At 57.8% G+C, this 12,861-nt stretch carries 13 protein-coding genes; 7 read left to right on the forward strand and 6 right to left on the reverse strand.

Translation table 11 applies throughout. From position 1 onward, the window contains the following. Window positions 1–4: 4 nt before the first annotated feature. From OVA10_RS09690 to OVA10_RS09700, 3 genes are read left to right on the forward strand one after another with little or no spacing between them, the layout of a single operon-like run. Window positions 5–1,162, forward strand: coding sequence for an ABC transporter permease (locus tag OVA10_RS09690; protein WP_102104120.1), 1,158 nt, complete (start codon window positions 5–7; stop codon window positions 1,160–1,162). Beyond that, a complete protein-coding gene (locus OVA10_RS09695) occupies window positions 1,155–2,105 on the forward strand; it encodes an ABC transporter ATP-binding protein (RefSeq protein WP_268196876.1) in 951 nt (316 codons plus the stop codon). The genes OVA10_RS09690 and OVA10_RS09695 overlap by 8 nt, the downstream gene beginning before the upstream one ends. Beyond that, the gene (locus tag OVA10_RS09700; RefSeq protein WP_268195836.1) at window positions 2,089–2,826 is read left to right on the forward strand and encodes an ABC transporter permease; all 738 of its coding nucleotides are present in this window, start codon (window positions 2,089–2,091) and stop codon (window positions 2,824–2,826) included. Before OVA10_RS09695 ends, OVA10_RS09700 begins: the two co-directional genes overlap by 17 nt. Here the strand turns inward: OVA10_RS09700 and OVA10_RS09705 are convergent. Both OVA10_RS09705 and mlrA read right to left on the reverse strand, forming a co-directional pair. Next, window positions 2,801–2,914, reverse strand: a complete 114-nt coding sequence (locus tag OVA10_RS09705; RefSeq protein WP_100779551.1) for a protein YohO — start codon at window positions 2,912–2,914, stop codon at window positions 2,801–2,803. The genes OVA10_RS09700 and OVA10_RS09705 overlap by 26 nt on opposite strands. Window positions 2,915–2,992: 78 nt before the next feature. Beyond that, the gene (mlrA, locus tag OVA10_RS09710) at window positions 2,993–3,724 is read right to left on the reverse strand and encodes an HTH-type transcriptional regulator MlrA (protein ID WP_100779552.1); all 732 of its coding nucleotides are present in this window, start codon (window positions 3,722–3,724) and stop codon (window positions 2,993–2,995) included. Window positions 3,725–3,943: 219 nt separating this feature from the next. Here mlrA and OVA10_RS09715 point away from each other — a divergent pair, with 219 nt between their 5' ends. Genes OVA10_RS09715 through OVA10_RS09725 form a run of 3 tightly spaced genes read left to right on the forward strand, consistent with a single transcriptional unit; the run spans window position 3,944 to window position 6,868 of the window. After that, window positions 3,944–5,632, forward strand: a complete 1,689-nt coding sequence (locus tag OVA10_RS09715; protein ID WP_100779553.1) for a sensor histidine kinase — start codon at window positions 3,944–3,946, stop codon at window positions 5,630–5,632. Beyond that, window positions 5,626–6,345 carry a two-component system response regulator BtsR gene (gene btsR / locus OVA10_RS09720; RefSeq protein ID WP_181826577.1) on the forward strand — a complete coding sequence of 240 codons (720 nt, stop codon included), beginning with the start codon at window positions 5,626–5,628 and terminating at the stop codon, window positions 6,343–6,345. Before OVA10_RS09715 ends, btsR begins: the two co-directional genes overlap by 7 nt. Window positions 6,346–6,391: 46 nt before the next feature. Further along, window positions 6,392–6,868 carry a DUF1456 family protein gene (locus OVA10_RS09725; RefSeq protein WP_100779555.1) on the forward strand — a complete coding sequence of 159 codons (477 nt, stop codon included), beginning with the start codon at window positions 6,392–6,394 and terminating at the stop codon, window positions 6,866–6,868. An 86-nt stretch (window positions 6,869–6,954) separates the two neighbouring features. Here the strand turns inward: OVA10_RS09725 and metG are convergent, their stop codons facing one another. Further along, the gene (gene metG / locus OVA10_RS09730) at window positions 6,955–8,988 is read right to left on the reverse strand and encodes a methionine--tRNA ligase (protein ID WP_268195837.1); all 2,034 of its coding nucleotides are present in this window, start codon (window positions 8,986–8,988) and stop codon (window positions 6,955–6,957) included. Window positions 8,989–9,124: 136 nt separating this feature from the next. On the opposite strand from metG, the gene apbC reads away from it, so the two are divergent. Further along, window positions 9,125–10,234, forward strand: coding sequence for an iron-sulfur cluster carrier protein ApbC (gene apbC / locus OVA10_RS09735; protein ID WP_107703243.1), 1,110 nt, complete (start codon window positions 9,125–9,127; stop codon window positions 10,232–10,234). Window positions 10,235–10,324: 90 nt separating this feature from the next. On the opposite strand, the gene OVA10_RS09740 is transcribed toward apbC, so the two are convergent. The 3 genes from OVA10_RS09740 to OVA10_RS09750 all read right to left on the reverse strand — a co-directional run bounded on the left by OVA10_RS09740 (window position 10,325) and on the right by OVA10_RS09750 (window position 12,858). Next, window positions 10,325–10,810, reverse strand: coding sequence for a GNAT family N-acetyltransferase (locus tag OVA10_RS09740; protein ID WP_268195838.1), 486 nt, complete (start codon window positions 10,808–10,810; stop codon window positions 10,325–10,327). Beyond that, window positions 10,755–11,087, reverse strand: coding sequence for an RcnB family protein (locus tag OVA10_RS09745; protein WP_100779559.1), 333 nt, complete (start codon window positions 11,085–11,087; stop codon window positions 10,755–10,757). Before OVA10_RS09745 ends, OVA10_RS09740 begins: the two co-directional genes overlap by 56 nt. 304 nt (window positions 11,088–11,391) lie before the next feature. Continuing rightward, window positions 11,392–12,858: a pyridoxal phosphate-dependent decarboxylase family protein gene (locus tag OVA10_RS09750; protein WP_194512996.1), complete on the reverse strand. Its 1,467-nt coding sequence runs from the start codon at window positions 12,856–12,858 to the stop codon at window positions 11,392–11,394. Window positions 12,859–12,861 lie beyond the last annotated feature (3 nt).

A 12,861-nucleotide genomic window follows, 5' to 3' on the forward strand; every position in this document is an offset into this window, starting at 1 on the left:
TGCTGTGCCGATAACCTGTCATAACCGCGTACTGCTGCTGCTCGCGTTTGTCGCGCTGGCGGCGTGCGCGCTTCCGTTTGTGAATTTTGCCCCTAATCGGCTGGTGTCCGGCGAGGGGCTGTCCGTCTGGCAGGTGTGGGCGTTTTCGCCCCTCCTGCTGGCCCTGTCCCTTCTACTGGCTGCCGTGCTGGCGTTTTGCCGTGGGCGCTTGCCGCTCATTTTCACGCTGATCCTCTGCGAAGCGTTAGTTGTGCTGCTGACCTGGAGTGCCGGGCAGGCGGCGACGCATCTCGCCACCGCCGAAACGCCGCTGGCGCGCACCTCGGCAGGTAGCGGGCTGTGGCTGTGGATGGCCCTGTGCCTGCTCGCCTGTAGCGACGCGATCCGCCGTCTGACGCAACACCCGCTCTGGCGCTGGCTGCTCCACGCGCAGATTTGGGTTCTGCCGCTGGCGCTGCTGTTCAGCGGCGAACTGAATACCCTTTCTCTGCTCAAAGAGTACGCTAACCGCCAGGAGATTTTTAACGATGCGCTGTTGCAACATCTGACGATCCTGTTTGGCACGCTGGTGCCTGCGCTGCTTATCGGCGTACCCATCGGCCTGTGGTGCTACCGCCACCCCACGCGTCAGGGGCCGGTATTTACCGTGCTGAACGTGATTCAGACAATCCCTTCCGTGGCGCTGTTCGGCTTGCTGATCGCGCCGCTCGCCGGGCTGGTGAAAAGCTTTCCTGCGCTCGCCTCGCTCGGTATCGCCGGAACCGGACTGACGCCCGCGCTGATCGCGCTGGTGCTGTACGCGCTGCTGCCTCTGGCGCGCGGCGTGCTGGCGGGGCTAAGCCAGGTTTCCCCTGAAGTGCTGGAGAGCGCCAGCGCGATGGGGATGAGCGCTCGCCAGCGATTCTGGAAAATCCAGCTGCCGCTGGCACTGCCGCTGCTGCTGCGCAGCCTGCGGGTGGTGGCAGTGCAAACCGTCGGCATGGCGGTGATTGCGGCGCTGATCGGCGCTGGCGGCTTTGGGGCACTGGTATTCCAGGGCCTGCTGAGCAGCGCGCTGGATTTGGTCTTACTCGGTGTGATTCCTACCATCGCGCTGGCGGTGGTGGTGGATGCGCTTTTTGCCCTGTGGCTGGCCCTGCTGAAGGGGAAAAATGATGATTGAATTTCACGATGTGAACAAAAAATTTGCCGGGCAGATGGCTGTCAGCAACCTGAATCTGCGTTTTGAAGAAGGGGCCTTTTCGGTGCTGATCGGCACTTCCGGCTCGGGAAAATCGACCACCCTGAAGATGATCAACCGGCTGGTGGAGCATGACAGCGGGCTGATTCGTTTTGCCGGCGAGGAGATCCGCAGCCTGCCGGTGCTGGAACTGCGCCGCCGGATGGGGTACGCCATTCAGTCCATCGGCCTTTTCCCGCACTGGACGGTGGCGCAGAATATCGCCACCGTGCCGCAGCTGCAAAAATGGTCGCGGCAGAAGATTGCGGATCGCGTGGACGAACTGATGGCGCTGCTGGGGCTGGAGCCTGCCCTGTGCGAGCGCTATCCGCATCAGCTTTCCGGCGGGCAGCAGCAGCGCGTCGGGGTGGCGCGTGCGCTGGCCGCGAATCCTGAAGTGCTGCTGATGGATGAGCCTTTCGGCGCGCTGGACCCGGTTACCCGCAGCGCGCTGCAAACGGAGATGACCCGCATCCACCGCATTCTGGGGCGCACGATTATTCTGGTGACTCACGATATCGACGAAGCCCTGCGCCTCGCCGATCGCCTGGTTTTGATGGACAACGGCGAAGTGGTGCAGCAAGGGACGCCGCTGGAGCTGTTAACTCATCCGGCGACGGATTTTGTTCGCGAATTCTTTGGCCGCAGCGAACTGGGCGTACGCCTGCTGTCGCTGCGCACGGTCGGGGAGTATCTGCGCCGCGAAGATCCTGCCGTTAACGGCGAACCCCTTCAGGCGCAAATGAGCCTGCGCGATGCGCTCTCTGCGTTTGTCGCGCGGCAGTGCGAGGTGTTACCGGTGGTCGATGAGCACGGCGCGCCCTGCGGCACCCTGCATTTTCGCGATTTACTGGCTGGGGAGGTGGAACGTGAAATGGCTACGTGATCCGCTCCTGTGGCTGGTGCTGTTGTTTGTCGCGCTGCTGTGGCTGATGCCCTACAGCGGCGGGCTGTTTGGCGCGTTGTTTCCAGGCCTTCCGCGCCCTGTTTATCTGCAGGAGAGTTTTATCAGCCTGACGCTGGCCCATTTCTGGCTGGTGGGGGTTTCAAGCGCCGTGGCGATTATGATCGGCGTCGGGGCCGGGATTGCGGTGACGCGCCCGGCGGGCCGAGAGTTTCGCCCGCTGGTGGAGACCATTGCCGCTATCGGGCAGACGTTCCCGCCGGTGGCGGTGCTGGCGATTGCGGTACCGGTGATCGGTTTTGGTCAGCAACCGGCAATTATTGCGTTGATTCTGTACGGCGTTCTGCCGATTTTACAGGCGACGCTGGCCGGGCTGACGGCGGTTCCGGCGGCGGTGAACAGCGTGGCGGAAGGCATGGGGATGAGTGCGGGGCAGCGTCTGCGTAAAGTTGAGCTGCCGCTTGCCGCGCCGGTGATTCTGGCAGGTGTGCGCACGTCGGTAATCATTAATATCGGGACGGCGACCATTGCCTCAACGGTCGGGGCCAATACCTTAGGCACGCCGATCATTATCGGCCTGAGCGGGTTTAACTCGGCTTATATTGTGCAGGGTGCCGTGCTGGTTGCGCTGGCGGCGATCGTAGTTGATCGCGGATTTGAACGGCTGGCGCAGTATCTCAGCCGACACCGCCACGTACGATAAATGAGTAGCCAGCCAGCATAACGCCGCCAATGCCGCTGATAGCCATTAAGGCGAAGAGGGTAATTACAGCCACTTTGGTTGCCTTCATAATGTGCTCCTTTTGTTAACCGCCCAATTATACGGTGAAGCACACCTGTTAATGAACCATTAAATGCCGTTAAGACATTTACGGACCGAGGGTAATGACGGGGTAGCCGTGTTCGCGCCATTCGCTCAGAAGCTGCTGTTGGGCGGCAGTGGGGATTTCTCCGCACCAGACCAGCAGGGTTTGCCCTTCGAAAAGCTCCGGGCGAAACTGCGCTAATGAATGTGCCAGTACGTCTACTCGCCAGCCTTGCTGCGTGGCGATCCAGGCTTCGAGCCATAAGCGGGTGGTGTCGTGAATATTCCAGCCGACCACCAGCGCGTCCTTTCCGCTCTTCTTGCGTGCCGTCGACAGGCACACGGAAATGTAATTGATTAACGCGCCATCCAGCATGCTTAGCAGCGTCTGTAATGCCGGCTGCTGAGACTGCAGACGGCGGCGAAGCGGTATAAACAGATGAGCGATTAACGTCTGGGCGGGATAATCCCGACCCTGCTCCTTGATCCAGGTTCGCAGACGTTGAAAGTTACCGGCCTGCAACAGCCGAAGCAGGGTTTCCTGATGTTCGCGCCACTCGGCCAGGCTGTCGGGATCGTGTTCGCATAAGAGCGATTTGACCTTACTGACCTGCACACCGTTGTCGATCCAGCTTTTGATTTCGCGAATGCGATCGATATCCGCCTCGTTAAACAGGCGGTGCCCTCCGTCCGTTCTCTGCGGTTTAAGCAGCTCGTACCGCCGCTGCCATGCCCGCAGCGTCACAGGATTGATATCACAAAGCAGTGCCACTTCACCTATCGTGTAAAGCGCCATGTTCGCCCCCTGGCTTGCGCATCCCCAGAGTAACTGTAGTCGTTGATTCGCGAACCAGGAAGAATCGACCGTTTTTTGAACAAATAATGCGAAGGGTGGAATATCTTGCGCTAAACGATGTGATGACGGGCACGAATTGCAGCTTTTTTGGAATGCTTCAAAGAAAGTTAATGTGTATCAGTGTATGTTACGCGTTTTTAGAAAGTGCGGTTTGCGGTCATGTACGAATTTAATCTGGTGTTGCTGCTGCTTCAGCAGATGTGCGTTTTTCTGGTCATCGCGTGGCTGATGAGCAAAACGCGGCTGTTCATTCCGCTGATGCAGGTGACGGTACGCCTGCCGCACAAACTTCTCTGCTACGTCACCTTCTCGATTTTCTGCATTCTCGGCACCTATTTTGGCCTGCACATTGAAGACTCGATCGCCAACACGCGCGCCATCGGTGCGGTGATGGGCGGGCTGCTGGGTGGCCCGGTGGTCGGCGGTTTAGTCGGGTTAACGGGCGGATTGCATCGTTACTCCATGGGTGGCATGACGGCCCTGAGCTGCATGATCTCGACGATTGTCGAAGGGCTGCTCGGTGGCCTGGTTCACAGCTACATGATCAAGCGTGGTCGCCCGGATAAAGTCTTTAGCCCACTCACTGCCGGGGCAATAACTCTGGTGGCAGAGCTGGCGCAAATGCTGATTATTCTGCTGATTGCGCGTCCCTTTGAAGATGCCCTGCATCTGGTGAGCAGCATCGCCGCGCCGATGATGGTCACCAATACCGTCGGCGCGGCGCTGTTTATGCGCATCCTGTTAGATAAACGCGCGATGTTTGAAAAATACACTTCGGCGTTCTCGGCCACGGCGCTTAAGGTCGCCGCCTCGACGGAAGGCATTCTGCGCCAGGGCTTTAACGAAGAGAACAGCATGAAAGTGGCTCAGGTGCTCTATCAGGAGCTGGATATCGGCGCGGTGGCGATCACCGATCGGGAACGGCTGCTGGCGTTTACCGGCACCGGTGACGATCACCATCTGCCCGGCAAACCGATCTCTTCGACGTATACGCTGCGTGCCATTGAAACGGGCGAAGTGGTGTATGCCGACGGGAATGAAGTGCCGTATCGCTGCTCGCTGCACCCGCAGTGCAAACTCGGCTCAACGCTGGTGATCCCGCTGCGCGGTGAGAATCAGCGGGTGATGGGGACGATCAAGCTCTACGAAGCCAAAAACCGGCTGTTCAGCTCCATCAACCGCACGCTGGGGGAGGGGATCGCTCAGCTGCTGTCGGCGCAAATCCTGGCGGGGCAGTACGAGCGGCAAAAGGCGCTGCTGACGCAGTCGGAAATCAAACTCCTGCACGCCCAGGTGAATCCGCATTTTCTGTTTAATGCGCTGAACACGCTCAAGGCGGTGATCCGCCACGACAGCGATCAGGCAACGCAGCTGGTGCAGTTTCTGTCGACCTTTTTCCGCAAAAACCTGAAGCGCCCTTCAGAGATTGTGACCCTCGCCGATGAGATCGAACATGTGAATGCCTATCTGCAAATCGAAAAGGCGCGATTCCAGTCGAGACTGCAGGTGTCGCTGTTCGTGCCGGACGAACTGGCCCATCAGCATCTTCCTGCGTTCACCCTGCAGCCGATTGTGGAAAACGCCATTAAACACGGCACCTCGCAGCTGCTGGGCACCGGCGAAATCCATATTTCTGCCAGCCGTTTTAATCACCATCTGGTGCTGGACATTGAAGATAACGCCGGGCTTTATCAGCCTGGCGCCGAGTCGGGCGGGCTGGGGATGAGCCTGGTCGACAAACGTCTGCGCGCGCATTTCGGCGATGATTGCGGTATCACCGTCGACTGCGAGCCGGACAGTTTTACCCGTATTACCTTACGATTGCCCCTGGAGGAAAACGCATGCTAAGAGTGCTGATTGTCGATGATGAGCCGTTAGCGCGGGAAAACCTGCGGGTTCTGTTGCAGGACCAGAGCGATATTGAGGTGGTGGGCGAATGCGCCAACGCCATCGAAGCCATTGGTGCGGTACATAAATTGCGCCCGGACGTGCTGTTTCTCGATATCCAGATGCCGCGCATTAGCGGCCTGGAGATGGTCGGAATGCTCGACCCGGAGCATCGTCCGTACATTGTTTTTCTGACGGCGTTTGATGAATATGCGGTAAAAGCGTTTGAAGAGCATGCGTTCGATTATCTGCTGAAACCCATCGAAGAGAAGCGGCTGGAGAAAACCCTCAACCGCCTGCGCCAGGAGCGCAGCGTGCAGGACGTTTCGCTTCTGCCGGAAAACCAGCAGGCGCTGAAATTTATCCCCTGTACCGGCCATAGCCGTATCTACCTGTTGCAGATGGACGACGTGGCGTTTGTCAGCAGCCGCATGAGCGGGGTGTTCGTCACCAGCGCTGAAGGCAAGGAGGGCTTTACGGAGCTGACGCTGCGCACGCTGGAGAGCCGTACGCCGCTGATCCGCTGTCACCGCCAGTATCTGGTGAACATGGCGCATCTGAAAGAAATTCGTCTGGAAGAGAACGGTCAGGCGGAGCTGGTGCTGCGTGCCGGGCAGACGGTGCCGGTGAGTCGGCGCTATCTGAAGAGCCTGAAAGAGGCGATTGGACTGTAAAACTGGTACACTGCGCCCCATCGCATCACCGACAGCTGAAGGCTCTATGTTAAGTAACGATATTCTTCGTAGCGTGCGCTACATCCTGAAATCCAACAATAACGATTTGGTTCGTATTCTGGCGCTGGCCGAGGTCGAGACCACGCCGGCGAATATCGCCAGCTGGATCACCAAAGAGGACGAAGAGGGCTTTGTTCGCTGCCCGGATATCATTCTCTCTTCGTTTTTGAATGGCCTGATTTACGATAAACGCGGTAAGGATGAGTCTGCCCCGGTGCTGTCGCCTGAGCGTCGCGTGAATAACAACATCGTGCTGAAAAAACTGCGTATCGCGTTTTCCCTCAAATCTGACGATGTGCTGGCGATCATGACCGAGCAAAAATTCCGCGTGTCGATGCCGGAAATCACCGCCATGATGCGCGCGCCGGATCATAAGAACTACCGCGAGTGCGGCGATCAGTTTATGCGCTACTTCCTGCGCGGGCTGACTCACCGTGTGCATAGCGCGAAGCCGTCAGCCTAAGTTTGTTGGCGCTACCCTACGCTTTGTAGGCCGGGAGCCGGTAAACAAGGCATAAAAAAAGCCGGAGAACGCTCCGGCTTTTTTGTTTATTTCACCTGCTGACCCGGTTTCGCCCCGTCGTCCGGGCTTAACAGGAAGATATCCTTCCCGCCAGGACCGGCGGCCATCACCATCCCTTCCGAGATGCCGAAGCGCATTTTGCGCGGCGCAAGGTTAGCGACCATCACCGTCTGGCGACCGATCAGCACCTGCGGGTCCGGATACGCAGAGCGAATGCCAGAGAAGACGTTACGTTTCTCACCGCCCAGATCCAGCGTCAGGCGCAGCAGTTTGTCAGAGCCTTCGACGAATTCCGCGTTTTCAATCAGCGCAACGCGCATATCAACTTTGGCGAAATCATCAAAAGTGATGGTTTCCTGAATCGGATCGTCTGCCAGCGGGCCAGTGACTGGCGCAGCGGCGGCTTTCACCTCTTCTTTCGACGCTTCAACCAGCGCTTCAACCTGTTTCATCTCAATGCGGTTATACAGCGCTTTGAAGGTGTTCACTTTATGGCTGAGCAGCGGCTGCTGGATAGCATCCCAGGTCAGCTCGGTGTTCAGGAAGACTTCTGCACGTTCCGTCAGCTGCGGCAGAACCGGCTTCAGGTAGGTCATCAGCACGCGGAACAGGTTGATGCCCATGGAGCAGATCGCCTGCAGATCCGCATCGCGGCCTTCCTGCTTCGCGACGACCCACGGTGCCTGCTCATCCACATAGCGGTTCGCCAGATCGGCCAGAGCCATGATTTCGCGCACTGCTTTACCGAACTCGCGCGCTTCCCACGCGTCGCCGATAGTGGCGGCCGCATCGGTAAAGGTTTTATACAGTTCTGGATCGGCCAGTTCTGCCGCCATTACGCCGTCGAAACGCTTGGCGATAAAGCCTGCGTTACGGGACGCCAGGTTGACCACTTTATTCACGATGTCTGCGTTCACGCGCTGCACGAAATCTTCCAGATTCAGGTCGATATCGTCGATGCGGGAAGAGAGCTTCGCGGTGTAGTAGTAGCGCAGGCTGTCTGCGTCGAAGTGGTTCAGCCAGGTGCTGGCTTTAATGAAGGTGCCGCGTGATTTGGACATCTTCGCGCCGTTCACCGTCACGTAGCCGTGGACAAACAGGTTGGTTGGCTTACGGAAACCGCTGCCTTCCAGCATCGCAGGCCAGAACAGGCTGTGGAAATAGACGATGTCTTTGCCGATGAAGTGGTACAGCTCGGCGTCGGAGTCTTTTTTCCAGTACTCTTCGAAGCTCTGAGTGTCGCCGCGCTTGTCGCACAGGTTCTTGAAGGAACCCATGTAGCCGATTGGCGCATCCAGCCAGACGTAGAAATATTTGCCCGGCGCGTTCGGGATTTCGAAACCGAAGTACGGCGCATCGCGGGAGATATCCCACTGCTGCAGACCGGATTCGAACCACTCCTGCATTTTATTCGCCACCTGCTCCTGCAGCGCGCCGCTGCGGGTCCACGCCTGCAGCATTTCGCTGAAGGACGGCAGATCGAAGAAGAAGTGTTCGGAGTCGCGCATGACAGGCGTCGCGCCGGACACCACGGATTTCGGCTCAATAAGCTCGGTCGGGCTGTAGGTCGCGCCGCACACTTCGCAGTTATCGCCATACTGATCCGGGGATTTACACTTCGGACAGGTGCCTTTCACAAAACGGTCCGGCAGGAACATGCCTTTTTCCGGATCGTACAGCTGAGAGATAGTGCGGTTTTTGATAAAACCGTTCTCTTTCAGGCGGGTGTAGATAAGCTCCGACAGCTCGCGGTTCTCGTCGCTGTGCGTCGAGTGATAGTTATCATAGCTGATGTCAAAGCCAGCAAAATCAGTCTGATGCTCCTGACTCATCTCGGTAATCATCTGCTCCGGGGAGATCCCCAGCTGCTGTGCTTTCAGCATAATTGGCGTGCCGTGAGCATCGTCCGCGCAGATGAAGTTTACCTGGTGGCCGCGCATTCGCTGGTAACGGACCCAGACATCAGCCTGGATATGCTCCAGCATGTGGCCGAGGTGGATTGAACCGTTTGCGTACGGCAGAGCGCACGTTACCAGAATTTTTTTCGCGACTTGAGTCATAGTGGGCATTACTTCTTTAACAGTAAAAAGGGTTTTTGATAGTAACAAAAGGGCCATTATTAAGTAAGCACAAACCACGGCCTTTCAGGTAAACTTGTTCAACTAAGGTCTTATTCACAAGAACAAAGGAGTCGGGATGAGTTCTCAATCCCAGGCCAAATCACCGGAAGCCTTACGAGCAATGGTTGCCGGGACGCTGGCTAATTTTCAGCATCCAACCCTGAAGCACAATCTGACCACGCTAAAAGCGCTGCACCACGTGGCATGGCTGGATGACACGCTGCACGTAGAACTGCAGATGCCGTTTGTCTGGACCAGCGCCTTCGAAACCCTGAAAGAGCAGTGCAGTTCCGATCTGCTGCGTATTACCGGGGCGAAGGCGATTGACTGGAAGCTAACGCACACCATCGCCACGCTCAAACGCGTGAAAAATCAGCCGGGCATTAACGGCGTGAAGAATATTATTGCCATCAGCTCCGGCAAGGGTGGGGTGGGGAAATCCTCCACCGCCGTGAACCTTGCGCTGGCGCTGGCCGCAGAAGGGGCCAAAGTCGGAATTCTGGATGCCGATATCTACGGTCCGTCGATTCCCAATATGCTGGGCGCGGAAAACCAACGTCCAACCTCCCCGGACGGCACCCACATGGCGCCGATCATGGCCTACGGCCTGGCGACTAACTCCATCGGCTATCTGGTGACGGATGATAACGCGATGGTCTGGCGTGGCCCGATGGCCAGCAAGGCGCTGCTGCAGATGCTGCAGGAGACCATGTGGCCGGATCTCGATTATCTGGTGCTGGATATGCCGCCAGGCACGGGCGATATCCAGCTGACGCTGGCGCAAAATATCCCGGTGACGGGGGCGGTTGTGGTCACAACCCCGCAGGATATCGCGCTGATCGACGCCAAAAAAGGCATCGTGATGTTTGAGAAAGTGGACGTGCCGGTGCTCGGTGTGGTCGAGAACATGAGCGTGCATATTTGCAGCAACTGCGGTCACCACGAGCCGATTTTTGGCACCGGTGGCGCAGAGAAACTGGCGGCGCAGTATCACACTCAGCTGCTGGGGCAGATGCCGCTGCATATCACCCTGCGTGAAGATCTCGACCGTGGTAAGCCGACCGTGGTGGGCCGTCCGGAGAGTGAATTTGCGGGAATGTACCGCCAGCTGGCAGGGCGCGTGGCCGCGCAGCTGTACTGGCAGGGTGAAGTGATTCCAAGCGAGATCGCGTTCCGCGCAGTCTAAGCATTAGCCATAATGGGCCGGGGGCACTCGCTTACCCGGCCTGCAACAGGCTGTTCCGTGGGCCTGCGCAAGCGCAGCGTCTGCGGGCAATTACCGCAAAACGTAATGCATCAGGTAATACTCTCCGTCCGGAGAATCTCCCGTCGCCTCAATATGCCAGCCGTGTCGCTGGTAAAATGCCACCGCGCGTTCATTTCTGACCAGACACTTCAGCGAACCGGTGCTGGTGAATGTTTCCTGCACATGTTTGAGCAACAGGCTGCCAGCGCCCGCGCGCTGATACTGCGGGTCTACAAACAGATTGTGCAGAAAATTATCGTTGCTCCAGACCGACGCAAACCCAACGCGATGGCCGTCTTGCATCGCCACCCAGATCTGCTCGTCACGCGTTGCCGCGTCGAAATCTTCTAGCTGCCAGTCGCTGCTGTCCAGCCACGGCCAGGCTTCACGCCGGGCGTGTAAGTAGAGGGTGCGCAGGAAAGGGCGATCGCTTTCCTGCCAGGCCCGGACGGTGAGGGGATCAGCGGTGATAGAAGATATCTCCGTTGTAGGCTTTACGGATTTTACCGTCGGCATCACCAATCAGAACGTAGTTCTCACCCATGTAAGTCCAGTGTGTACCCGCGTCAGGCGCTGGGAGGTTACGCAGCTGGTACTGTTTAATGGTGTATTCAGGCGTTTGATACTGAGCTGGTGCGGTGTCGCCAATTTTGAATTTGGTGAAATCGGCAATGAACTCTTGTTCTTCGTATGCCTGGATACCAGAAGGGGCAGCGGCAGGCTGCGGCGCGGCGTATACGGCACCCGCCAGTGACATTAACACACCCAGAAGCAGCAATTTACTCTTAGCCATTTTTTCTCCAGTTAAACCGTTTTGCTGATACTTCAGCCCGCTGTGGCGTCACAGCGTGGCAAGCAGCCCATTTTAGGGGGCACAGTCCCACTTGTTTGAAAAAAAATGTAACAAATCTGAACAGCTTTGCCCACGAAATCTTAACCACGTCGCTGAATGACGTTTCACATCTCAATATTCAGAGAAAATAACGAATTAGAGGTCTGCGAATTTTGGCTGAGCCGATCGGGGAAAATCGCAATGGGAAAGGAAAAAGAGGGATAACAAAATTGTCCCCGCACCAGAGGGTGCGGGGAGCAAGGACTTACTTCGCCAGAATCTCGTACGCAGTGCGTTCCACCAGCGACAGCAGGACTTTCACGTCGTCCAGCGTCACCGTTGGGTTCAGCAGCGTCAGTTTCAGGCAAGTCACGCCGTTGTGCTCGGTCACGCCGACGTTTGCACGGCCAGAGTCGAGCAGGGCGTCACCGATTTTCTGGTTCAGCAGCGCGATAGCCGCATCGTTCAGCGCCTGCTCAGGGCGGAAGCGGAACAGCACGCTCGCCAGCTGAGGCTGCATTACCAGCTCCAGCACCGCCTGATCTTTCACGTACGCGGCAACGTCCTGCGCCAGCGTCACACCGTGATCGATAATGGCCGCGTATTGCTCCTGACCCAGCGCTTCCAGGCTCATCCACAGCTTCAGCGCGTCGAAACGGCGCGTTGTCTGCAGTGACTTGGAAACCAGGTTCGGCACGCCCGCTTCTTCGTCAAACTCAGAGTTCAGGTAGGCCGCCTGGTAGCGCATCAGCTCGTAATGGCGCGCTTCTTTCAGCAGGAATGCGCCGCAGCTGATGGTCTGGAAGAACTGCTTGTGGAAGTCCAGGGTGATGGAATCCACCAGTTCGATACCGTCCAGGTAGTCGCGATACTTATCGGACATCAGCAGTGCGCCGCCCCAGGCTGCATCCACGTGCACCCAAATCTGCTGCTCTGCGGCCATCTCTGCGATAGCGCGCAGCGGATCGATCGCACCCGCGTCGGTGGTCCCGGCGGTGGCGACGATCGCCAGAATCTGCTCACCGTTGGCATTGCACTGGGCAATTTTCGCCGCCAGATCGTTCAGATCCATGCGTGAGCACTCGTCGGTTTTCACCTGAATGACCGACTGATAGCCCAGACCGAGCAGCGCCATGTTCTTCTGCACGGAGAAGTGCGCGTTTTCAGAACAGAGTACGCGGATCTTACGCAGATCACCGATCAGACCATCCTGCTGGATGGAGTGGCCCTGACGCGCGAAGAACGCGTCACGTGCCAGCATCAGGCCCATCAGATTGCTCTGGGTGCCACCGCTGGTGAACACGCCCGCATCCCCGGCCTGATAACCCACGCGGGTACGCAGCCAGTCGATCAGCTTCATCTCAATGATGGTTGCTGACGGGCTTTGATCCCAGGAGTCCATGCTCTGGTTGGTGGCGTTGATCAGCACTTCCGCCGCCTGGCTCACGACCAGGCTCGGGCAGTGCAGGTGCGCCACACACTGCGGGTGGTGAACCGACAGACTGTCTTTCAGGAAGTACTCGACCGCGCGGGCAATCGCCGCTTCGTTGCCGAGGCCTTTCTGACCGAAGTTCAGGGAGATATTCTCGCGCAGCTCGGCGACGGTTTTCCCCTGATACATCTCAGACTGCTGCAGCCACTGCATCACCGCCTGAGAGCTTTGCTCGATGGCCTGCTGATAGGCCTCGATGCTTTGCGCCGACGACGACAGAATTGGGTTTGACTCAGACATCTT

Origin of the sequence: Lelliottia sp. SL45 (assembly GCF_026672535.1) — a bacterium.
Taxonomy (GTDB): domain Bacteria; phylum Pseudomonadota; class Gammaproteobacteria; order Enterobacterales; family Enterobacteriaceae; genus Enterobacter; species Enterobacter nimipressuralis.

Coding starts and splice junctions, on each gene's coding strand:
- mlrA (WP_100779552.1), bottom strand. CDS start 3,724: ATGGCGCTTTACACGATAGGTGAAGTGGCACTGCTTTGTGATATCAAT.
- OVA10_RS09715 (WP_100779553.1), top strand. CDS start 3,944: ATGTACGAATTTAATCTGGTGTTGCTGCTGCTTCAGCAGATGTGCGTT.
- OVA10_RS09740 (WP_268195838.1), bottom strand. CDS start 10,810: ATGCCGACGGTAAAATCCGTAAAGCCTACAACGGAGATATCTTCTATC.
- OVA10_RS09695 (WP_268196876.1), top strand. CDS start 1,155: ATGATTGAATTTCACGATGTGAACAAAAAATTTGCCGGGCAGATGGCT.
- OVA10_RS09725 (WP_100779555.1), top strand. CDS start 6,392: ATGTTAAGTAACGATATTCTTCGTAGCGTGCGCTACATCCTGAAATCC.
- OVA10_RS09705 (WP_100779551.1), bottom strand. CDS start 2,914: ATGAAGGCAACCAAAGTGGCTGTAATTACCCTCTTCGCCTTAATGGCT.
- btsR (WP_181826577.1), top strand. CDS start 5,626: ATGCTAAGAGTGCTGATTGTCGATGATGAGCCGTTAGCGCGGGAAAAC.
- metG (WP_268195837.1), bottom strand. CDS start 8,988: ATGACTCAAGTCGCGAAAAAAATTCTGGTAACGTGCGCTCTGCCGTAC.
- apbC (WP_107703243.1), top strand. CDS start 9,125: ATGAGTTCTCAATCCCAGGCCAAATCACCGGAAGCCTTACGAGCAATG.
- OVA10_RS09750 (WP_194512996.1), bottom strand. CDS start 12,858: ATGTCTGAGTCAAACCCAATTCTGTCGTCGTCGGCGCAAAGCATCGAG.
- OVA10_RS09745 (WP_100779559.1), bottom strand. CDS start 11,087: ATGGCTAAGAGTAAATTGCTGCTTCTGGGTGTGTTAATGTCACTGGCG.